General features: G+C 49.3%; 19 protein-coding genes and 1 pseudogene. 15 read left to right on the top strand and 5 right to left on the bottom strand.

Annotated features, from left to right (window positions below; all coding sequences use genetic code 11):
• Positions 1-123: 123 nt before the first annotated feature.
• Positions 124-1,599, top strand: a complete 1,476-nt coding sequence (locus tag QNH46_RS03400; protein WP_283926927.1) for a chitinase — start codon at positions 124-126, stop codon at positions 1,597-1,599.
• Positions 1,600-1,808: 209 nt separating this feature from the next.
• Positions 1,809-3,506: a cellulase family glycosylhydrolase gene (locus tag QNH46_RS03405; protein ID WP_283926928.1), complete on the top strand. Its 1,698-nt coding sequence runs from the start codon at positions 1,809-1,811 to the stop codon at positions 3,504-3,506.
• 148 nt (positions 3,507-3,654) lie between these two features.
• Here the strand turns inward: QNH46_RS03405 and QNH46_RS03410 are convergent, their stop codons facing one another.
• The gene (locus tag QNH46_RS03410) at positions 3,655-4,074 is read right to left on the bottom strand and encodes a hypothetical protein (RefSeq protein WP_283926929.1); all 420 of its coding nucleotides are present in this window, start codon (positions 4,072-4,074) and stop codon (positions 3,655-3,657) included.
• A gap of 196 nt (positions 4,075-4,270) precedes the next feature.
• Here QNH46_RS03410 and QNH46_RS03415 point away from each other — a divergent pair, with 196 nt between their 5' ends.
• Genes QNH46_RS03415 through QNH46_RS03425 form a run of 3 tightly spaced genes read left to right on the top strand, consistent with a single transcriptional unit; the run spans position 4,271 to position 7,261 of the window.
• On the top strand, positions 4,271-4,819 hold the full coding sequence (locus QNH46_RS03415) for an RNA polymerase sigma factor (RefSeq protein ID WP_283926930.1): 549 nt from the start codon (positions 4,271-4,273) through the stop codon (positions 4,817-4,819).
• Positions 4,792-6,444 (top strand): DUF4179 domain-containing protein, encoded by a 1,653-nt coding sequence (locus QNH46_RS03420; protein WP_283926931.1) that lies wholly within the window; start codon positions 4,792-4,794, stop codon positions 6,442-6,444. The genes QNH46_RS03415 and QNH46_RS03420 overlap by 28 nt, the downstream gene beginning before the upstream one ends.
• A 58-nt stretch (positions 6,445-6,502) precedes the next feature.
• Entirely contained in the window at positions 6,503-7,261 is a 759-nt protein-coding gene (locus tag QNH46_RS03425; protein ID WP_283926932.1) for an SDR family oxidoreductase, read from the top strand.
• A 52-nt stretch (positions 7,262-7,313) separates the two neighbouring features.
• Here QNH46_RS03425 and QNH46_RS03430 read toward each other — a convergent pair whose 3' ends face one another.
• The 4 genes from QNH46_RS03430 to QNH46_RS03445 form a co-directional block, all read right to left on the bottom strand.
• Complete coding sequence (locus QNH46_RS03430) at positions 7,314-9,050, bottom strand: SulP family inorganic anion transporter (protein WP_283926933.1); 1,737 nt, start codon at positions 9,048-9,050, stop codon at positions 7,314-7,316.
• Between the two features lie 26 nt (positions 9,051-9,076).
• A complete protein-coding gene (locus QNH46_RS03435; RefSeq protein WP_283926934.1) occupies positions 9,077-9,406 on the bottom strand; it encodes an ArsR/SmtB family transcription factor in 330 nt (109 codons plus the stop codon).
• Between the two features lie 164 nt (positions 9,407-9,570).
• Positions 9,571-9,804 carry a DUF2642 domain-containing protein gene (locus tag QNH46_RS03440; protein WP_283926935.1) on the bottom strand — a complete coding sequence of 78 codons (234 nt, stop codon included), beginning with the start codon at positions 9,802-9,804 and terminating at the stop codon, positions 9,571-9,573.
• A 170-nt stretch (positions 9,805-9,974) separates the two neighbouring features.
• Complete coding sequence (locus QNH46_RS03445) at positions 9,975-10,133, bottom strand: asparagine synthase (RefSeq protein ID WP_213595121.1); 159 nt, start codon at positions 10,131-10,133, stop codon at positions 9,975-9,977.
• Positions 10,134-10,277: 144 nt separating this feature from the next.
• On the opposite strand from QNH46_RS03445, the gene QNH46_RS03450 reads away from it, so the two are divergent.
• The 10 genes and pseudogenes from QNH46_RS03450 (at position 10,278) to QNH46_RS03495 (ending at position 22,965) form a co-directional block, all read left to right on the top strand.
• Positions 10,278-10,694, top strand: coding sequence for a MarR family winged helix-turn-helix transcriptional regulator (locus QNH46_RS03450; protein ID WP_283926936.1), 417 nt, complete (start codon positions 10,278-10,280; stop codon positions 10,692-10,694).
• 52 nt (positions 10,695-10,746) lie between these two features.
• A complete protein-coding gene (locus tag QNH46_RS03455) occupies positions 10,747-11,940 on the top strand; it encodes an MFS transporter (RefSeq protein WP_283926937.1) in 1,194 nt (397 codons plus the stop codon).
• Between the two features lie 94 nt (positions 11,941-12,034).
• Positions 12,035-12,160: pseudogene (locus QNH46_RS03460) on the top strand (sugar ABC transporter permease); the annotation flags it as partial.
• Positions 12,160-12,855 (top strand): ABC transporter substrate-binding protein, encoded by a 696-nt coding sequence (locus tag QNH46_RS03465; protein WP_283926938.1) that lies wholly within the window; start codon positions 12,160-12,162, stop codon positions 12,853-12,855. The pseudogene QNH46_RS03460 and the gene QNH46_RS03465, both read left to right, overlap by 1 nt.
• Positions 12,856-12,999: 144 nt before the next feature.
• Complete coding sequence (locus QNH46_RS03470) at positions 13,000-14,811, top strand: cache domain-containing sensor histidine kinase (protein WP_283926939.1); 1,812 nt, start codon at positions 13,000-13,002, stop codon at positions 14,809-14,811.
• 26 nt (positions 14,812-14,837) lie between these two features.
• Positions 14,838-16,349, top strand: a complete 1,512-nt coding sequence (locus QNH46_RS03475; protein ID WP_283926940.1) for a response regulator transcription factor — start codon at positions 14,838-14,840, stop codon at positions 16,347-16,349.
• Positions 16,350-16,467: 118 nt separating this feature from the next.
• The gene (locus QNH46_RS03480; protein ID WP_283926941.1) at positions 16,468-17,745 is read left to right on the top strand and encodes an ABC transporter substrate-binding protein; all 1,278 of its coding nucleotides are present in this window, start codon (positions 16,468-16,470) and stop codon (positions 17,743-17,745) included.
• A gap of 29 nt (positions 17,746-17,774) precedes the next feature.
• Positions 17,775-18,659, top strand: coding sequence for a carbohydrate ABC transporter permease (locus QNH46_RS03485; RefSeq protein WP_283926942.1), 885 nt, complete (start codon positions 17,775-17,777; stop codon positions 18,657-18,659).
• Positions 18,656-19,480, top strand: coding sequence for a carbohydrate ABC transporter permease (locus tag QNH46_RS03490; RefSeq protein WP_155611830.1), 825 nt, complete (start codon positions 18,656-18,658; stop codon positions 19,478-19,480). The genes QNH46_RS03485 and QNH46_RS03490 overlap by 4 nt, the downstream gene beginning before the upstream one ends.
• A gap of 260 nt (positions 19,481-19,740) precedes the next feature.
• Positions 19,741-22,965, top strand: coding sequence for an RHS repeat domain-containing protein (locus QNH46_RS03495; RefSeq protein WP_283926943.1), 3,225 nt, complete (start codon positions 19,741-19,743; stop codon positions 22,963-22,965).
• Positions 22,966-22,996: the final 31 nt, after the last annotated feature.

The raw sequence follows: 22,996 nt of genomic DNA on the forward strand, positions 1-22,996 counted from the left end.
ATGTTTTGGGGAGATCATTACCGGTATAAAAGCGCTGTCACGCAAGTGAAGGGAGGTGATGTTTCCGTTTCGCGTGGAGAGACAGAAACCTTGCTGATCATTTCATGGGGAGGGGTTTAGTAAATGAAGAAGGGATTATTTGGCATGCTGGGCAAGCCGGGAAGAGTGCTGCCGTTGTTGCTGGTCTTTACGATGCTGATCAGTTTGCTGCCGCTGGCGGCTTCGGCGGCCGACCGTGGTGCTTGGGCGCCTAATGTGTCCTATGCAATCAACGATACCGTGACGTATGGTGGAAATACCTATCGGAATATTCAGTCCCATACCTCTTTGGTAGGGTGGGAGCCGCCTAATGTGCCTGCTTTATGGCAGTTGGTTCAAGGCGGCGGAGGTGGTGGAGGCGATACCGCGGCACCAACAGCTCCCGCGAATTTGAAGGTGAGCGGTGTCACTTCATCCAGCGTAACCTTAACCTGGTCGGCATCTTCGGATAACGTAGGGGTAACCGGATATGATGTATATCAAGGATCATCTGTGGTTCTCTCCGTAACAGGAACTACAGCTACGGTTACAGGACTTGCAGCCAGTACAGCTTATTCCTTTAAGGTCGTGGCGAAGGATGCAGCCGGAAATCGCTCCCCGGCAAGTGCGACCGTAAATGCGACAACGGCCGCAGGAAATGGCGGCGGAGGCGGAGGCGGCCAGCTTCCAAAGCATACCCTAACAGGGTATTGGCATAATTTTATTAATAACTCTAGCAATTTAAGAGTAAGAGATGTGCCAAGCCAATACGATATCATTGTATTATCGTTTGCGGATATGGATCCTTCTAAGCCGGGCGGAGTTACGTTTAGTGTAAATCCTTCGTTGTCGTCGGCCCTGGGAGGATATTCGAATGCGGATCTGATTGCAGATATCCAGGCAAAACGCGCGCAAGGAAAGAAGGTCATCATATCCATTGGCGGTGAGCAGGGCAATATTAATTTGAATAACGCTTCGCCTAATGTCACGAATTTTGTGGAAAGCATGTATGGCATCATCACTCAATTCGGCCTGGATGGCGTGGATATCGATTTGGAGCATGGCATGAATGTTGCGAATTTAACCAGCGCCATTCGTCAGCTGCAGCAAAGAGTGGGCAGCAACTTTATTTTAACGATGGCTCCGCAGACGATTGACATGCAGAATCAGAATACATCTTATATGCAGCTATATAATAATCTGAAAGATATTACATCCGTCATTAATGTCCAGTATTATAATTCAGGCTGCATGCTGGGGCGCGACGGTAAATGTTACTCGCAAGGCACGGTAGACTTCTTAACGGCTCTTTCCGATTTAACCTTGCAATGGGTAGCGCCCTCCCAATTAGGCATCGGCGTTCCGGCTACGCCGTCAGCGGCAGGCGGGGGATATGTCTCCCCGACGGTCGTGAACAATGCGCTGAACTGCCTGGCGACCGGCAATGGCTGCGGGAGCTATAAACCGGTTGCCAAATACCCGGATATCCGGGGAGCGATGACATGGTCGATCAATTGGGATGCGACGACGAATTATAGTTTAGCCAATACAGTCAAGCCTTTCTTGAATTCGCTTCCTTAAACCTGAAAGTTGTAATACAGACGAGCCCCGGTCCACCCGACCGGGGTTTTTTGTGAATTGTAGGAGAAACTAGAGCATCGCTAATTTACACATGATTTATTCTCTAATTATTATGGTGCATGCCATGTGGAAAATGTGATAAATTAGTCATCGAAACCGCTTTCATGCCAAGATATGTAATTTTTAAAAAAGAGTAAAGGAGAATTCAGATGAAAAAACGTAGAAGCAGTAAAGTTATTCTTTCGTTGGCCATCGTTGTTGCATTATTGGCAGCCGTCGTTCCTAATGCCGCTTTAGCAGCGGCTGCACCAAGTGCCATGCAGTCCTATGTTGAAGCGATGCAGCCTGGCTGGAACCTTGGCAATTCTCTGGATGCTGTCGGTGCGGATGAGACGGCATGGGGCAATCCGCGTATCACGAAAGAGCTCATTCAGAACATCGCGGCGCAAGGCTATAAAAGCATACGGATTCCGGTGACCTGGGATTCCCATATCGGCGCGGCCCCAAATTATCAAATTGAAGCAGCATACCTCAATCGGGTGCAGGAGGTCGTACAGTGGGCTTTGGATGCGAACCTCTATGTGATGATTAATGTCCATCATGATTCCTGGCTATGGATCAGCAAAATGGAGTCGCAGCACGATCAAGTACTGGCCCGTTATAATGCGATTTGGACGCAAATTGCCAACAAGTTCAAGAACAGCCCGAGCAAGCTGATGTTCGAGAGCGTGAATGAGCCTCGCTTTACGGATGGCGGAACTACGGATGAAGCCAAGCAGCAAAAAATGCTGGACGAGCTGAATGTATCCTTTTTCCACATCGTCAGAAATTCCGGCGGCCAGAACGCGACTCGCCCGCTAGTTCTTTCTACGTTGGAGGCCTCTCCAACCCAAGAGAGAATGACGGCACTTTATAATACGATCACCAAACTGAACGACAAAAATCTGATCGCAACCGTTCATTTTTATGGATTCTGGCCGTTTAGCGTAAATATCGCAGGATATACGAAATTTGATGCGGAGACGCAAAATGATATTACAACGACCTTCGATAACGTGTATAACACATTTGTAGCAAAGGGAATCCCGGTGGTAGTCGGCGAATATGGCCTGCTTGGATTCGATAAGAATACCGGTGTCATTGAACAGGGTGAGAAATTGAAATTTTTCGAGTTCTTTGCCCAGTATGTGAAGCAAAAAAGCATTTCCACTATGCTGTGGGATAACGGACAGCACTTCAACCGCACGAGCTTCAAGTGGTCTGACCCGGATTTATTCAATATGATCAAGGCCAGTTGGACCGGACGCTCATCCACGGCTTCCAGCGATCTGATCCATGTCAAGCAGGGCACGGCGGTAAAAGATACTTCGGTTCAGCTCAATCTTAACGGGAATACGCTAACTTCCCTTTCCGTAAATGGAACGACACTGAAATCAGGCACAGATTACACATTAAACGGTAGCACATTAACTATTAAAGCGAGCCAGTTGACCAAGCTGACCTCCTCAGGCAAATTGGGGGTCAACACGACGATCGTGGCTAAATTTAATAGAGGCGCCGACTGGAAATTCAACGTAGTCCTGTACAATACGCCTAAGCTTAGCAGTACGACGGGGACTACTTCTTCCTTTGCGATTCCAACGGCTTTCAACGGGGATCAGCTTGCTACGATGGAAGCGGTCTATGTAAACGGCGGCAATGCCGGCCCGCATAACTGGACTTCCTTTAAGGAATTCGAAACGACGTTCAGCCCGGCCTATAGCGACGGGAAAATCAAACTGCAGCAGGCGTTCTTTAATGAAGTGAACGATGCCACAGTCACTCTCAGGTTCCACTTCTGGAGCGGGGAGATCGTCAACTACACGATTAAAAAGAGCGGTTCGACGGTGACGGGCACGGCTTCATAAGCGAGTTTGTCAAAAAGGACCGATATACTGCCTAATTTGGTATGGCCTTAGTTGGAAGCAATTACTTCGAATATACAGAAATGAAGCCCCGGCCAGCTGACCGGGGCTTTGTTGCGTTTAAGGAAATATATTCGAAGCATTAGCAAATTTATTTAGCTCGTCTCAGTTCGGCAATATCGGCTTCATGTGAAACGGAGCGGATGGACAATCTTTCGAGTAATTTCTCATGCTCCTGCTGGGTTTGGAGAACGGTTTGCTGGTTAGTTTTAAGTACAGATACATCCTCACGGACTTGATTCATGTGATCCGTTAGTTCTTCTACCTTTGTATTTGTGGCAGCAACGATATGAATTAATTGTTGAATGTGCTCGCCATGACTGTTTAGTTGCTCATTGTGGCTTTGTAACTGTCCTCGGATTTCTTTGAATTGTTGGTCGTGCTCATTGAGCTTTCCTCGAATTTCCTTGAGCTGCTTGCTTTGGCTTTTTAGCTGCTCGGCTTGGCTGGCTTGTACTGCTTTGATTTCCTTAAGTTCACCTAAGATGAGATCTAGCTTCTGGTCAATCATGAGCTCGCACCTCACTAATTTTTATCCCCATCTTTTCAGAAAAAATAGAGAACGTTTGTTTCTAGTCCATTATACTATATTTTTGGTGGACAGGATATTTCAAAATATTTGAAAAATGAAATCAAATGGGCGATATAATGAACGATTTGGGTCTCATAACAGTCATAGTTATCGAAAGCTAAGCAAGGAGGTGTGTATGAAGGTGAATGACCGCGAGCTGTTTGAGGCTTTCAAGGAACAAGTGTATCGTCTCTGCTACTACATGCTGCAAAATCGCGGGGATGCTGAGGATGTTTGCCAGGAAGTTTTCGTGAAAGCGATCCTTGCGGACAGGTCGCAAATTCGCGAGCTCAGGCCATGGCTCCTCAGAATAGCCGCAAACGAGTGCAACAGTCTGCTAAGAAGACGCAGGAAAGGCTGGACCAAAGAAACGTTAGCATATATTCTCTCCCGTCCGCAAATCTTCAATCCCGTCGAAGAGAGCTATGATCAACGGGAAACCAGGACAGCCTTCCATGGGCTGATCAGCAGTCTGCCGGATAAAATCCGAATCGTCGTCATTCTGCGTTTTGCCAACGAGCTGACGGTCCCGGAAATCTCCAAGGTGATCGAAATCCCGGAAGGAACCGTCAAATCCAGACTCAATCGGGGATTGGGATTGCTGCGAAACAAGCTGGGGCCGATTGAAAAGCAAAAGAGAAAAGGAGAGGATTTGGAATGGAGCAATTCCGTGAACGCCAAATAAAGCAGCATTTGCAGGAAGAACCGCGGCCGAATTACGATGCGATGTGGACGGGGATCGAGCAGGAAGTTTACAAACGGAAATTGGAGCAAACGCCGAATAGCTCAGGGAGATCAAGGAAGCAATGGATTTCTGCAGCCGTCATGGCTAGTTGTTTCCTGATCATTGGGGTGCCCGTGTTTGCAAGCGTGGCGCTCAGTTGGGACGGTTTAAGCGGCGGGAAAAGCATAACGGCAGCTTTAAACCAGGGGTATGGCCAGCAATATGACAAGCAGGCGCTAAGCGAAGGGGTAACCATGGGCCTTCATGGCGTCGTGGCGGACGATAAAAAAATGAAGCTTCTTGTTTCGATGGATCCAGATCCAAATGGTACGGTATTCGATACGGTTGGATTTGAACATATCCAACTTGCTGAGGCCTCCGGCAAAGAGGTGCCGCTGCAGGGCCATCTCCAATATGATGAGCAAAGCGGCAAACTGCTTGGCATTTATGAAGCGCCGAATGAGCTAAAAGGGCGAAAACAATATGTGCTATCGGCTGATAATCTCGTTTTTTATCAATATGCAGAGGTTCCTCTAAAAGCCATCCCTCAGACGGGACAGACAATTGTTACGGATACAAGTCGTTATCCAAGTCTCGGCTTCGAATCAGTACAGCGATCGGATGGACAATTCATTGTCCGCTACAATGTTAAGGCTTCTGAAGCGAACGCGGAGCGCTGGGATCCGCATCTGATTCTTAAAACCAACAAGGGAGGAGCTGACCAGGGCGTACGGACGATTCTTCCTCATGAGGGTTCCGGATTACTGATCCAGCAGGAGTTTGAGCTTTCTGAGCAGGAATGGGCAGAAGCGGAGTTCGATTTCAGCTATTTGCGCGAGGCGAGCCGAGTCCAGGGCAGCTGGCAAATTGATTTTGAGGCGGATGGCAAGAAGGCGGCGGAGGCTCTCTTATCCCGCAAGCTCCTAAACAATGCTGAATTTGAACGCATAACAGGAAAAACTTTGCAGCAGTTAGTGATTACGCCGTTGGAAATTAGAATCGCTTATCAGGAAGATCAGTCGATGGACCGTATGAAAGAGGGCTCGGTTTGGTATGACTCGGTTCGGCTTATGGTGGACGGCAAAGAAATCGACGGCAGCTTCAATCTTCTGGGGGACGATCCGAACAATTATCAGCATGTTTACCAATTCAATTCGCCAGAGTGGTATAAAGATTGGTCTGACGCTTCGCTAAAATTGATTCTTCAGGATGCGGTCGTTACAAAGCGTGATACATCCCGGAACTGGGTTAGGCTGCCTCAACCGAACAAGGAAAAGCAGTATGTGGAGATAAAAGTCGAGGATTTCCATGTTCAATTCACATATTATATGGACGGTAAAGATCTTATTGTGGAATCGAAATCGGACGACCCTCAATTTAAAGGAATCAGCCAGACGATGCTGCGTACAGCAGGGGAAGAAATCTATCCTAAAATGGCTGCTTCCGGCCCGAACGGCTCGGGCAAAAAAGTTGAACGGTACGAAAATCTGAATATATCGGAAACATTGGAGCTAAACCCGGGATTTTATCGATATTTTGATTCCGCCCGTGACATAGAAATACCATTAATCGAAACGAAATCATGAATATTGCCGCAGCTATAGTCGCAATCTATCAGGGTATGAACATTCGGGAGGGATTATGGTGAAGCTTCAGAATCAAGTAGCGATCGTAACCGGGGCAGCGTCGGGGATGGGAAAACAAATCGCATTGCTATTCGCGAAAGAGGGCGCGAAAGTGGCCGTGTCTGATTTGAATTTAGATGGGGCAAACGCTACGGTCGAAGAAATTACTTCACAGGGCGGGACCGCTTTTGCGATTAAAACGAATGTTGCTGTGGAAGAGGATATTCAAAATCTGGTCGATACTACGGTCAAAACCTATGGAACGGTCGATGTACTGGTTAATAATGCGGGAATTATGGACAATATGGAGCCCGCAGGCGATGTAACAGACGAGCAGTGGGACCGGATTTTTGCCGTAAACACAACTAGCGTCATGCGCTCGACTCGTAAGGTGCTGCCGGTTTTCCTTGAAAAGCGGAAGGGAGTCATCGTCAACGTGGCTTCGGTTGGCGGGCTGCAGGGAGCGCGGGCAGGGGTAGCGTATACGGCCTCCAAGCATGCGGTCATTGGGTTTACCAAAAATACGGGCTTCATGTACGCAACGCAAGGGATTCGCTGCAACGCGATTGCTCCAGGCGGAGTAGAAACGAATATCGGCGCTTCGATGACCGGCATCAATCAATTTGGAGCTTCAAGGCAGCAGCTTGGCATGCCCATCAATCCGCGTACGGGAAAAGCCGAGGAAATTGCCAAGGTAGCTTTGTTCCTTGCTTCTGAGGATTCCAGCTTCGTAAACGGTACGGTGATCTCGGCTGACGCTGGCTGGACGGCTTACTAAGGAGATAATAACAAAGCCTCGGTTAAAACGACCGAGGCTTTGTCTTTTTAGTTCAAGAAATATGCTGGCGCAGGCTGCCGGTGCTGCTGAGCGTGGTGCATTCCCGAAAGGCGAACTGCTTACAGCCGAGGCATTTATGGAACTGCAGATGTTCCAGGGCATAATTCAGCGCCTCTCCCGTATGCTCGAAGAAACGGTCCTCTCCGATCATCTCATAGCCGCCTGTCTTAACAAGAAGCTCTTGGGGCTGCGGCTTCATCCCGGAAACGATGACAACAACCCCGCGCTGCATCAGACGCTGAATCAGGCTGATAAAATTGGTCTCCCCCGTGGTGTCCATGAAGGGGACTCTGCCCATACGCAGCAGCACAACCCGCAGGTCGGGGTCACCGAGCAGCTTCTCCTCCAATTTCTCCAGGACATGGGTGGCCCCGAAGAAAAGCGTTCCTTCGACGGTATAAATGCCGAGTTGTGGACAATTTCTCTCTTCGGCTACCACATGCGCCTGCACCTTCTCTTTGCCCGAGGTGTGGTCAGGCAGCATTTTATTCACCGTAGCCATACCGCTCATCCGCTTGATGAATAGAATGACCGCCAGGGCCAGTCCCGCTTGAACAGCGACTGTCAAGGTCGTAAATACCGTCAGCACAAAAGTAACGAGCAGGATCAGCGAATCCCCTGTCCGCATTTTGAGCATATGGGTAAAGTTCTTGTATTCGCTCATGTTCCAGGCTACGACCATTAATATAGGAGCCATGCTGGCCAGCGGAATGCTGGAAGCGTAAGGCGCGAACAAGACAACGATCAGCAGAACGACGATACCATGAATGACCCCGGATAGCGGGGAAGCCGCACCGTTCTTGATGTTCGTTGCTGTCCGGGCAATTGCGCCAGTAGCGGGGATGCCTCCGAATAGCGGCGCCGCCATATTGGCTACCCCTTGACCGATCAATTCCCGGTTGCTGTTATGCCGGGTTCCGGTCATTTCATCGGCGACGACGGCGGACAACAGCGATTCAATGCTCCCCAGCATAGCGATGATCAAAGCGGGCTGCAGCATCAGGAGGATGCGATCCCAAGTGAAATCGAGCGGAGCAAAGTTCGGCAAGCCTGCAGGAATAGGCCCATAGGCGGAGCCAATCGTCGTTACTTTGCCGGGAAACAGCCAGGCAGCAATCAAGGTGGAGATAATGATACCTACGAGAGAGCCGGGAACCTTCGGCAGAAATTTAGGAGTCAGAATAAGACAAGCCAAGCATATGCCGGCAATGAGTACGCTGTATCCGTTCAAAGAGGATATCCGCAAGAATAATTCCTTCATGTTATAGAAAAAATACTCATGACGCTCTACGCCTTGAAGCCCGAGAAAATTAGCGATTTGTCCACTGAAAATAATGACGGCGATCCCGGAGGTAAACCCGATGGTGACCGGCTTTGGAATGAACTTAATTAGCGATCCTAGCCGGAGCAGCCCTATCAGGACAAGGAATACGCCTGCAAGAAATCCAGCGATTAACAGATTTTCGTATCCGTACTGCATCACGATTGCCAGCAGAATCGGAATGAATGCTCCGGTCGGACCGCCGATTTGAAATTTAGATCCGCCGAGCAGGGAAATCAGAATTCCCGCAATGATCGTCGTGTACAGCCCATACTCGGGCTTGACCCCCGAAGCAATGGCAAAAGCCATCCCTAAAGGAATGGCGACAATTCCGACGATACAGCCCGATACTAAATCCTTGCGAAACGCATGTGCCGAGTAACCATTAAATCGTCCTATCCAGTTCATTTTCTTTGCCCTTCTTTTCTAATGAGTTAAATTTGTTTATGGATATCCTCCAGCAGAGAGATGGATTCTACTAAATGGTTATTGAATATTTGCCTGGCTACCGCGAGCAGGTCGCTGATCAACGGATCGCGAAGCGAGTAAATGACGGTGGTTCCTTCCTTAACCGTGTTAACCAGGTTCTTGGCGCGGAGCACGGCCAACTGCTGAGATACCGCCGAGCCTTCCGATTCCAGCATCGTCTGTAGCTCGTTCACGTTGCGTGCTCCCTGGCTCAGTATTTCCAAAATGCGGATTCTCATCGGGTGAGCAAGCGCCTTAAAAAAATCGGCCTTGAACTGCTGTATGCCTTTGTCCATATCGAAAAATATCTCCTTGGTTTCATATATTCATATATCTGAAATTTTGAATATTTAAATCAGGGTCTATATTAGCACGGCAGACGTTGTTTGTAAAGGACGTTTGTAATAGCAAAGAAGACTGCGAAGTCGCAGCCTTCCAAGTATCCCTTTCTTTATCCCTGTTATTTGGGCATAATCCAGACGATTTCGCAGATACGAACCAAGAATTTTTTACCGCGTGCATCCAGCACGACATGATCCGGTTTGACGTCTGCTATACAGCCGTCGATTCCTCCGCGGGTCGTCTCCAGCACTACATAGTTGCCGATATTGGCTTTCAGTGCATCGACTACGCACGGGTCGACCAGAGTTACCGCCAGAGGATGATGATGCCCATGACCCCCGTGATGTGGCATGTGATGATGATGATGCATTGGATAATAATGATTCAAGTGATTCACTCCCATTTCAAATGATACGGCATTCTATGCGAATGACTAGTTCGCCGTATGGGCGTTAGCCCATCGAAAGGAGCGAAAACTAAAACCCGGGAAGGTTTACTCCCCGGGCGATCTTTCCTGATCAGCTACCGATGCTCGACGAGGTCGATGGCTCCGAGCACGATGTGGGCCAGGCCAAAGCCAAGAGCGCCGGTGGCGGCAAGCTTATACTTGCTCCGAAGCAGTGAGACGGCTGAAGCGGATACTACGGCTCCAAGAACAGTAGGAATCAGACCTTCACGCATGCATAACACTCCTTTGGATTCAGTTGGAAAGACAACGTTATTCTGATTCGTCCAGATGCAAATTATGCATAGGATTGACAATATATAGTTGCTATATCTATAATTGTTATACATACAATTAATCGCGCGAGGAGGCGTTCAGCGTTGCGGATCAAGGATTCCCTTGGCTATATCATTACGAACACCGGACGTAAAATCACCCAGCATTTAACCCAGAGATTCCATGAATTTGGCATCACATCCGAGCAGTGGGGCGTGCTGCAGACACTGGCGGAGGAAGAAGGCATCACGCAAGCAGAGCTGTCCCGGCGCACCGAGAAAGACCCAACCAACGTCACTCGTATTCTTGACCAATTGGAGAGGAAGGAATTCATACGCAGAGGAGCCAACAAGGAGGATCGGCGATCCTATCTGATCCATGTCACAGAGAGCGGTAGAAGCTTAAGTCAGAAGCTTCTGCCGATCGAGGCAGAGTTTACGCAGTCGTACTTAAAGGATTTGACCGTAGAAGAGCTTGCGCTGCTGCGCCAGGTTTTTCAAAAAATAAATGAACGTCTATAGACCCTGCGGAGCGTCTATTCTCCAAATTCAACATAGAAAGCAGGAATACGATTTGAGAGAAACCAGCTTATGGAATAAGAACTTCTTGCTGATTTGCTTCAGCAGTTTTTTTGTGTTTATGACCTTTTATATTTTGGCGGTAACGCTGCCGACCTTTGTGCTGGAATCGCTGCATGGCAGCCAGAAGGGAATCGGCCTCGTAACAACAGTGTTCGTTATCGCGGCGGTCATTTTCCGCCCGTTAGCCGGCAAGTGGCTGAATGAGCTGGACAACCGCAAAATCATGAATGTCTCACTCATTCTGTTTGCGGTCTGCAGCGCCTTATATTTGATTGTGCACGGCTTTGCGCCACTGCTCGTCCTGCGCGTCATTCACGGGGCGGCCTTTGGCGTTGCGGCGACGACCACCTCGGCGATTGCAGTCAAGCTTATCCCGGAGAAGCGCAAAGGAGAGGGGATCGGCTACTTTACGCTCTTCATGAGCCTGGCGATGGTCTTCGGGCCGTTTCTTGGACTGACCATCATTACCCACTTTAGTTTCCCCTTGCTATTCATCATGTGTCTTATATTCTCGGCGCTCTCTTTGGCCTGCGGTCTGCTGCTGCAAATCCCTGGCGAGCCGGAACCCAAGAAGTCTGGCGCTGCCTCATCCTGGCATTGGAGCAACTTCATCGAGACGAAGGCGATTCCGATTTCCATTTCCGGCTTTATGCTCGCTTTCTCCTACGGCGCGATTTCTACGTTCATTTCGGTTTATGCCAAAAGCCTGGGGATGGAGCCATTCGCCAGCTATTTCTTTATCGTGTTCGCTGCCCTTATTCTCATTTCTCGGCCTTTCACCGGGAGATTGTTCGACCGTAGAGGCGAGCATGTGCTGGTATATCCAGGCCTGCTCTTCTTCGTTGTCGGCATGATCTGGCTCAGTCAGGCCGATAGCACCTTTGCCTTCCTTGCGGCTGGCGGCGTAATCGGTCTCGGGTACGGCGCTTTGTTGCCCAGTTTTCAGGCGGTTGCGATCAAGTCGGCGCCGATCCAGCGCAGCGGGCTGGCTACGAGCACCTACTTTGTCTTTTTTGACGCAGGCTATGGCGTGGGTTCCTATGTCCTTGGCGTGGTAGCCGCGTTGACCAGCTACGGCACGATGTATTTCGTCGGTGCGATGGTTGTCGCTTTCACCACCTTGCTGTACTATGCGCTGCATCACCGGAGACAGGGCAAAGGGCAGGCGGGCGAGACATCCGCATAGGTGCGGGCAGCATTGGAATAGCAGCCTCCTTCTAACGAACATTACAGCATTTATCCTCGCCTACTTGCTGCTCGGTTTTATCTGGCAGTTTAATAATGAAGCCTTCAACATCAGCCGGTTCGGCATGGGCTCCGCGAAAGCGATCCTGTTCTTCCTTATTGTGGCGGTCATCTCCATGCTTCAAGTATGGGCCACAAAGCGCAAGGAGGTGGAGATGTGATGGAGACAGCGCATAACATTAATGCCGCATTTGCCTGTCAGCAAGACCCTGCGGCATTCATCCAGCAGTTAAACGAAGGGTCGGCGAAGTTCGCGGCTGACCCGGTCGTACAGCAGTGGTCCGATCTCTTGGAGCTGACGCTGGAATACAGCAATCCTAACCCGCTCACCACGGATTACAACACCCAGGTGATCCTGTTTGCCAGCGGCCAGGCCGCGATGATGCAGCAGGGCAACTGGACGCAGGGGCAGCTCGATGGGATCGATCCGGATCTTGACCTAGGCCTACTGCCCATGCCGATCGACGATACGTCCGAGGATAATGACGTACTGTTCGCCGGGGTGCCGAACAACTGGGTCATCAACAAGAATTCTCCTGTCAAAGAGGAAGCGAAGACCTTCCTCAATTGGCTGGTTTCCTCCGAGACAGGTAGGAGGTATATTACCGAGGAATTTCAGTTCATTCCGGCCTTTGACAGCATCGAAGGCAAAGAAGAGGATCTCGGGGCGCTCGGCATCGAGGTGCTGAAATACACCGATGCAGGCCAAGCGCTGACCTGGAACTGGTTCCGGTTCCCAAGCGGCATGTCGGGCGAATTCGCCAGCAGCATTCAGGCCTACATCGGCGGCAAAATCACGAAACCCGAGATGTACGAGCAGTTCCAGCAGAACTGGGACAATTTGAGCGTGGAATAGGCAGGCTCAGAAGCGTTGATGGCAATCTATCAACGCTTCTTTTTTTGGGGCAAAAATGAGGGGAGTCTATCCATCTGCTTTGTTCTTTTGCTAAAATGCATTAGGATGAATAGGGAGAATGATCAGCTATTGAGGGAGCTATGTATGAACAGAATACTGCGATTTTTACGCCGTTTCATGCTGCAAAAAACGATTTATCGGACATTCCTCGTTTACTATTTGCTCGGTAACCTGCTGCTGCTCGTGCTGCTTGGGATGTTATCCATTCGCGATTCGACCCGGATGATTACGGAAGAGGTGATCCGGTCAAGCAACAAGGTGATGGAGCAGGCTGCTCAAGGCTTAAGCTTCAACCTGGAGGAGACGAAGCGTTCGCTGCTCGTGCTGGCAAGCAATCAATCCGTCGGCGCAATCATGCGGCATGCTGAAGTGCCTGACATGGCCTATTTGCTGCAGCATGAACGAAATATTTCCGAAATTACGCAGAGCATCAATACGTATCAGTCGTTAATCAGCGATGTTCTCATTCTGGGAAAAAACGGGTATATCAACAATTTGAACGGGCGGAGCTCGCTTTGGTGGGAATATTCCTTCGGGGCGCAGCCGTGGGCACAGGAATCCTTTCAGCCCCGGCAAGGAGATTATTTTTTTAGCCTGGGCATACATCATCAGGATTATTATTTGAGCTCAGACATTTCTCGATATGGACGTCCTACCTTGTCCGTAGCGATGCAGGTCAAAGGCTTTCGCCGCGAGGTCATCGGCTCGGTCATTGCCAACCTGGATTTGCAGAAAGTAAACAGCATGTTCGAGCGCAACAACTATCAGAACAAAGGGAGCATCTTTCTGATCGACGAGAATAGGAGAATCATCGTTCACCAGAACAACGAAGAAATCGGCCAGATCATGGACATTGACGGAATCGACGAGATATACGAACAGAAGTCGGGCAATTTCCGCACGCCATTGTACGGGGAGGAGCATTTGATTATTTATCAGCCAACGGCGGTTGAAGGCTGGATGATGATCTCCGCCGTGCCGATGAGTGAAATCACGAGCCAATCGGCCCCGCTAAAGTCGAACCTGGCGCGAATTCTTTACCTGTGCCTGATTCTAAATGTGCTGATCAGCCTGGCGGTCACCTTTCGCATTTCCCGGCCGATGCAGGGCCTGCTGAAGACGCTGGACAAAATCGGGACGGACGACATGCTGTACATTCGCGATAAAAACTACCAGTATCACGAAATCAATCAGATCGGCATGAAGTTCAAAGAGCTTATGGACCGGATCGACCTGCTCATTCAGCAAAACTATTTGACTCAGATCGCGCTGAAAGAAGAAGAGCTGAAGGCGCTGCAGGCCCAGATCAATCCTCATTTTCTGTTCAATACGCTGCAGCTGCTGCAGACGGAAATTGTATGCGGTAACATCGAGTCCTCCAATCACATCGTGCTTTCCTTAAGCCACATGTTCCGTTATTCGATGAGACAGTCGGGTGAGCTGGTGGAGCTTAGAACGGAGCTGGAGCACGTACGGAATTATCTTTATATTATGAATAAAAAATACGATGACCGCTTGCAGGTCGACGAGTACATTCCAGATCAGCGCGTATTGCCGTGCAGAATACCTAAGCTATTGCTGCAGCCTGTCGTGGAGAACTGTATCCGGCATGGATTCGGCGAGGATCGGCGGGAGGGTGCGATCCGCATCAGCGTCACCACAGTGAAGAGAGGTCTGCTTATCGCCATTTGTGACAGCGGCAAAGGGATGGAGGCAGATGAGCTCAAACGGCTGAGACGGCAGCTGGACAAGCCGGATGAGAAAAACGGCAATATCGGACTTTATAATATCAATCACAGGATTAAGCTGAACTTCGGGCAGGATTTCGGAATCCGGGTTCGCAGCACAAAAAATGCCGGCACTTGCGTATATTTAGTTGTGCCGAGGATCGAATAAGCTCGCCTTTACGAGGGGGACATGCCATGAAATTGCTAATAGCGGATGACCAAACTTCCCTGCACACTTTTTTGGATAAAACGATGGACTGGACAGCCTTAGGGATTACGGAAATCAAACATGCTTATGACGGCCGGGAAACGCTGCAGCAGCTTGGCGAGTTCCTGCCGGATATCGTCTTACTGGACATTCAGATGCCATTTATGAGCGGGATCGAAACCTTGCAGCAGTTGGATCATTCCATAAAGAAGCCGAAAACGGTCATTGTAAGCGCTCACGATGAATTCACCTATGCGCGGGAAGCGCTGCGTCTAGATGTCTATCAGTATTTGCTGAAGCCCGTGGATGTCGTATTGCTGAAGAAAACCATTCTTGAGCTTACATCCGCCATACATGCAGAGCAGCAATCCGTTCTGGCTCATGAATTCGGGAAGCTGGTGCACTCCAGGTCTGCGTATGCCAATAGCCTCGTCGTCGTCGAGCGGGCCTGCGTCTTGCTGAAGCTCCAGCAATGCGCCGTCCTCCAGATCGAAGGAGAGAGCCTGAGCGAGCCGATGCTTGCGGAATGGCTGCTGCAGGCAGAGCCGTCGCTGATTCCGGTAGTTTACCGAAAGAGCCGGGATAAATACAGCTGCCTGCTGGGAATAACCGCTTCAATGCCGGAAGCCAGGTTGCTGGAGCTGTGCCAGGAGACGTTATCCCGTATCCAAGCCCATATACCTGAATCTGCAGTGAGCATTGGAGCAAGCCGCATGATGAACGGATGCCATGCTGACAAGCTGCCGGAGCTGCTGGAGCAGAGCGAGGAAGCCGGCAGGCTGAGCTTCTATACCTGTGAACCCGTGAATGCTTACCAGGAGGAAGCATTTAACGATGCATGGGGCATGCAGCATTTTCAGAGCTACGAGCAGGCCTATCGGGAAATGGTTGTCCGCGAATTCGCTCCGGAGGCTGCCAGGAAGCTGACCGCAGAAATGTTCGATTATTTCCGCAGCTCGCGGATTCCGCCGGAGGATGTCTATTCTCTAGTTCTTCATTTTCTATACGTCATTGCCCAGTCGATTCCGTCTATGGGCAGGTCAAGTACGAAGCTCGATAACATCACCATGGATGACCTTAGGAGCTATCGTAATATCCGGGAGCTGGAGCTCTTATTTATGAGCTTAATCGATCATATCGCCAGCATCATGAAAGGCCCGAACCTGACGGAGGATATGGTTATGAGAGTGAAGCAATATGTCGACCTCAACTATGGGGAGGATTTGTCTCTGCAGATGGTGGCGGACCGGTTTGGCGTAGACCGCTTTCAGTTAAGCAGGCTGTTCAAACAGGAAATGAATGTGAACTATTGGAATTATGTGATTCAGATTAGGATGGAGAAGGCCGCCGAATTGTTGCTCCGCACGGAGGAGAAGAACAGTGTGATCGCTTCCGTGACCGGATTTGTGGATGAGAGTCACTTCAGCAGGACGTTTAAAAAATACTATGACGTGTCCCCCAAGCAATACCGTCAGCTCCATCGAGGCGAGAAACATTAAGCCGTGCAACGAAATACAAGAAGTTGCGCAACAATATGAATTCCGCCGCGAAAGGAACCGGAGTAAGCTTTGAAATGAGTGTAAGTGCTTACAATGTTGAAATAAGGGGGAACTAAACGTGAAAAGGAAGTCACTGCTGTTGGTTATGGTTATGATCGTCACGATGGTGCTGAGCGCCTGCGGAGGCAAAGACAGTTCTGAAAGCGCAGTCAGCGGCGCCGAGGGCGGGCAAAGCAAGCAAAAGGTGAAGCTGAGCATTCTAGCCTGGAACAATGAGTCCGAAATGAAGCCGGTGCTGGAAGGTTTCCAGAAGAAATACCCGCATATTTCTTTCGATTTCCAATTTGCTCCGCCAGTCAAAGACTATATTTCGAAATTGCAGACGATGCTGCTGTCGGATTCTGCGACGGATATTTTTATGATCGCTGCCGAGAACCGCAATGAAATTATCGACGGCGGACACGCGATCGATCTGACGGACTATCCGTTCATGGATGTGATGCTCGATAGCAATAAACCGATGCTGAGCAAGGATGGAAGAACCTACGCCTTTACGCAAAACGGCTGGGTAGGCGGTTGGTTCTACAATAAGGCGCTATTTGAGAAAGCAGGTATTACGGAGCTCCCTGAAACCTGGGATGAATTCATCGCCGTGTGCTTGAAGCTGAAAGAGGCAGGAATTGTCCCGATTTATGATACCATGCAGGATTTGACGCAAATCCATTCTGCTCTATATGGGAACATGGTGCTGTCCCAAGACCCTGATTTTGACGAGAAGATCTTTGCGGGCGAAAAAACATTTGCCGATGGATGGACAGAAGTGTTTAAAGTGTGGAAAAGAGATTTGATCGATACGAAAATTTTGACCTCCGACATGATTGGCCTGACTGGAGATCAAGTCGAAAGCGAGTTTGCACTTGGCAATGTCGCGATGTTCTTCAGCGGCCCGTGGGTGATGGATAAATTGACGCAGGTGCCGGATCTGGATTTCGGAGTGATGGGTCTGCCTGGATTCGAGAAGGGCCAGAGCTACTATGTCGGGGCGCCAGGCGTAGGGTTTGCGGTGAATAGCAAGACGAAAAACAAAGAGGAAGCGCTGCTGTTCCTGGAGTACCTGAGCAGTGAAGAAGGCCTGCAGCTGTTCTATGAGGGCACGAATTTAATCATGACGGCTAAAGGCTTCGAGGCGGAAGTGCATCCTGCCCTGCAAAACGCATATGAGGAAGGCCTGATGCAAGGCAGAATCTATTTACCTATGGTAACTTGGCCAAGATACCAGGAAGCGCTCAGAAACCAATTCGTGGTTTCGACCCAGGATATGGCTGTAGGTAAGATTACGCCGGAGGAAGCTGTTCAAGCCATTGATAAGAAATTCATTGAGATGGAGAGTTACTAAGGTCTAGCTCACTGAAAGGAAGATCAATCTTGGGTAAATTTATGCGACAGCTGCAATACCAGGTGTTTCTGATTCCGATTCTGATCATCTATACCTTGTTTACGATTTACCCGTTAATTCGCTCATTTATGCTCAGCCTGACTAATTTTAACGGGTATTCAACGAACTATGACTTTATCGGCTTGAAAAATTATGTGCGCTTGTTCGCCGACAATGCGATCGTATCGGGAATATCATTTACGATATTGTTTGCGGTCGCAACAACGGTGCTGGTCACTTTACTTGCGATTCCGCTAGCGCTTGTTCTGGATCAGAATTTTTTCAGCAAAAATGTACTGCGGGCGGTCTTTTTCTTCCCGTCCATTCCGAGCGGCCTGCTGTTGGCCTTTATCTGGGGCTTTATCTTCGCGCCGATCCCGTCGGGGATTCTGAACACATTCCTGCGCGAACTGTTCGGGATGTCGGCACAGCCATGGTTATCCGATCCTGTGCTGGCCAAGATTTCGACGATTGTCGTCGCTGTTTGGGCCACGACCGGTTGGCACGCAGTCATTTATCTGGCCTTCCTTCAGTCGATTTCCAAGGACTTCTTCGAGGCAGCGGCGATCGATGGCGCCAACAAGTGGCAGCAGATCCGCTACATTACCATTCCGCTGCTGGCTCCGGCGATGACGGTGAGCGTGCTGCTCTTAATCACTAACGGCTTGAAGGTTTATGAGATCCCGTTTGCATTAACGAACGGCGGACCTGGTTTTGAGACGCATACGATTACGCAGGTGATCGTGCTCCGGGGGATTTCCGAAGCTCAGTTCGGACTCGCGTCTGCGATTTCGGTCATCTTCTTCCTTATCGTGCTAGTGATTGGCTTCGTCCAATTCAACCTGATGCAGAAAAGGGAGGAACGCATGCAATGATAGGATCCAAACGGAAATTATGGATACTGGATGTTCTTATGCTTCCTTTCGGACTGCTCACCTTTTTCCCTTTTTACATTATTATCGTCAACACATTTAAAAGCGAATTCGAGACGGCAACGAAGCCGGTCAGCTTGCCTACAAGCTGGAACTTCTCGAATTATGCCAGAGTCTTTGAGGAGACGCCGATACTGCGCAGCTTCGGCAACAGCTTGTTTCTGACCGTAACAGCCGTTATCCTGATGGTGCTGATCGGAGCCATGGCAGCGTATCCAATCGTGTATAACCGGACTCGCGTAAACCGGGTCATTATGGGATATTTGCTGCTCGGGTTCATGGTTCCATTTCAGACGCTGCTGGTGCCGCTGTTCCAGTTGATGACCAACTTGAAGCTGGTGGATAAGCTGTATGGATTAACGACCATGTACTTAGGGGGCTCGGTGTTTGTCTTCTTCCTGATCCTGGGGTATATGAAGACCATTCCGAAGGATCTGTCGGAGGCAGCCATTATCGATGGCTGCTCCATCTGGGGCATATTCTGGAAGATCATCCTGCCTTTGCTGCAGCCGATTACCGTAACCTGTGCTGTGCTGCAAACGATGTGGATTTGGAACGATTTCCTGTCCCCGATGCTGTTCCTTAGCTCCCGGGAGAATACAACGCTCGTTCTGGAGATTTATAAAGCTAAAGGAGAGTTCGCGGTCAATTGGCCCATGTTCATGACGATGACGGTCATTACCCTTGCTCCTGTGTTTGTATTCTTTATCGCCATGCAGAAGCAAATCGTAGAGGGGATCGTTGGCGGAGCTGTGAAAGGGTAAGAGGAATTCAGGCAGTGAGCGACAAAATCACGAAGCCGAGATATACGACCCAATTCAGCCGAGCTGGGATAATATGAGCGTGGCTTAGGCTGGAAAATGAATAGAAACTACAAGCTGAAAGCTGCCTTCAACGTGATGTTGGGGGTGGTTTTTTTTGTTAATTCAACCAGATAAGGGACTTTATGACTATACAGGATCAAATGTAAGTTAGCCGATAAAGATGATACATATTCATAAATTTGGGAAATGGAGGAAATGAGTTGAATCTTAGAAAATTAGTTTTGCTTGCCTTGACTGTCCTGCTGCTTCTAGGAAGTTTTGGGCCTGTATCAACATTTGCCGAAGGAGAAGTACTGCCTGTAGAGGTGCGAGGTCACCAGCGGATAAATGACGCTTCCCCATCTTTAGATGAATGGGTGCCTGATATCGACACTATAGAAATTGATGATACGCCACTGTCCCCGGAAGAACTAACGGTGACGGACAGCACCTATATGTTTATGCTCGCTGCTGCAAAGGTTAGCTTGGTCATATATCCCGGGGAAAGCGTCCAGTTTACGAATGAGACATCCACCACAACGACCTTAACGACAGATGCCAAGTCAACGAATAATATTCGCGTTGATTATGTTTCCTATAATGCGGATGGGAAGGTCGTGTCGGATGACATGGCGTACACGGGTAATCCGCTTGTTTACTCTAAAGGGGGATATACTGTCGTTTCTGCGGATTACGGTTACCCGGTAACGGTAACCTTTAATGACGTACTTACTTATTCTTACGTACCGGTTCCCGCTTTGCTTAAAACAACATTGCACCGTGGTGAGAGTTATTTATTCTCTAACGAATCGCTTGCTGCGAGAAGCATCATAAGCGACGCAACTTCCTCCAACGGGATGCGCTATGACTTTGCCGTCTATAAAAGCGATGGTTCTTTAGAAAAGTCAAGTTTTGATGCCTATTCCAAGCCTTCTTTTAGTGTAGGAGATACGATTGTACTTACGGGAGCTTCTGACATACCGGTTACCGTAGCCGTTCCGTACGAAGGCTTCTATGGTTATGAAACGGACGAGTCGGCATACGATAGCCTCTTATTATATCCCGGAGAAAGCCATGAGTTTACCAATGTTGGGACGAAGTCCGATCGTCCGGAGCATGCGGGAACCTCCAAAGATAAATTTGATTATGTCGTCTACTCGCCGGATGGCTCAGAAGTTTCCAGGGGCACGAATACGACCACTTTACCGTTGGTAGCGGTAGGAAGACGTGTAGCTATTACTTTGGTTACGGAGAACCCGGTTCGCGTCGGCGCTCCATATCGCTCCTTTATGAGAGAAAATCGCAGAGATGAGGCGCTCAGCAGGGTTACTGTATCGCCAGGGGACTCTTATATCTTCACGAATAACGGTACGCTGCGGAATGGCGTTAAGAATGATGCTAGAGCAGTGAAAGGCCGATACGATTACGTCGTATACGACGTCAATGGAGATTATGTTTCTCAAGGCTTTAACTCTTTGGGTACACCAACCCTTTCTCCCGGATCTATCGTCATTTTTACGGTTCGGGACAGCGCTCCGGTTACCTTCGAGTACGCCGATGATTTCTCGGCAGAAGTTAGCGATGAGCCTTCACACTTCAGGGTGACTCTATCCAGGGGAGAGAGCTTTGAGTTTAGAAATATCAGCTCCACTGCCAGATATTTGTACAGCATTGCTTCTTCCAGCAGCCGCTTCGACTGGGCGGAATACTACCCGGATGGCACGCAGCAAGGGAGGAGAGCTAACACCTATACTAATCCGCAGGTTGCAAAAGGTAACAGTATCGTTGTGACCGCGGTGTCCGATATTCCGGTTACGTTTGGCGCCATATACCGCTTGTTTGATTGGAAGGACAAGGAAGGCGTGGCCATTTCCAAGCAAATCGTGCATAACGGGGAGTCGTACCTGTTCACAAATATCGGATCCAGGTCAAGAGCGATTACTAGTGATACGGCTCAAAGCGGCGGAAAATTTGACGTCGCGATATACAACAATGACGGAAGCGTAGACCGGGGAGGTTTTGATGAAAAAGGCAGCGTATTGATACCTGCCGGAGGTTATGCGATTGTCACAGGGCAATCTGTGAACCCGGTAACATTCTCTTACACCGACTCTTTTACATCCGATCCGTCGGCATATCCTGCGATGCTGCGGGCTACTGTACTGCCAGGTAATTCCTATACTTATGTGAACATTAGCGGTCAGTCGGAATACTTGTACAGCGATGCAACCTCTTCAAAGGAATTTGCATATGTCCTAAGACGGCCAGATGGAACGATTCGGGGAGACAATCCAAGCCGCTACACTCCCGTCTCAGTTCCTGCAGAGCATTCTATTACAGTTGCACCATTAACGGAGGCCATCACCTTTGGAGGGGTCTATACGTCCTTTACGGGAGTGCCTGGGGAAAACCCTGCGGTCAACAAAGTGACCCTATCTAAAAATGAAAGCTACTTATTTGTGAATTTGCAGTCATCATCGCAAACCCTAACCAGCGACGCATCTAATAACAGGCTGTCTATGTTTGATTACGCTATATACGCTGCAAATGGAGAGCCGCTGGATGCTGAGTTCGATCAGCAAGGCAGCCTTTCCGTTCCTGGCGGGGCAGAAGTGGTCGTAACGGTAGTAACGGATCAATCCGTCACGTTTACGTACGGGCAATCCTTCCAGGCAGTGCCAAGTCTGGAGCAAGCGTTACTGAAAAGCACATTGTCCACAAATCAGAGCGCAGGATTTAAGAATATAGGCAGCTTTGCCGCGAAGTTGACTACAAATGCGAGTACATCGGGAAATCGTTCCTTTGATTATACGATCTTAGATTCAAACGGGACGGTGATCAGGGAGGGTGAGAAGGCGACCGTATCTTATCCGATCCCTGCTGGCGGAACCATTCAGGTGAAGACGGCACTCGGGAACCCGGTTACCTTTGCGGCTCCTTACCGGACGTTTGAAACGGTCGACGTACAGGAGTATCACTTTGAAGAACTTCTGCATCGGCAAGTGGCATACGTGTACAAAGCAGCCGGCCAAAACGGCTATTACCGTTTTGTCGCACCCGAAACAGGACAATATCGCTTCGCCACCAAGGAATTGCGGAACTTCTCCCAGCAGCCGGAATTGACATTATATGATCAGCCAGAGCTGACAACGCCGATATTGCCGCTAGAGGATAGCGAACAGGAATTTGGAGTGGATTACACGGTATGGGAATTCGACTTAGAGGGTGGGAAGCCCTACTACTTGAAGCTAACTGAGAAAAATTCGCAGCCATTCGAATTTCAAATCATGGTGGCTCTGATGGAGATCAAACCTGAGGCGTCTTTTCGATATAGACCGGATGGACGGCTGACTCAAATCATTTATCCGTCAGGGGATATTCTTCTTTACGACTACGATTCCAAGGGCAATTTGAAGCAAAGAACGAAGAAAATATATCCGTTTTAAGGTTTAAGGCCTTTTAAGAGAAAAACTGAGG

Origin of the sequence: Paenibacillus woosongensis (genome assembly GCF_030122845.1) — a bacterium.
Taxonomy (GTDB): domain Bacteria; phylum Bacillota; class Bacilli; order Paenibacillales; family Paenibacillaceae; genus Fontibacillus; species Fontibacillus woosongensis_A.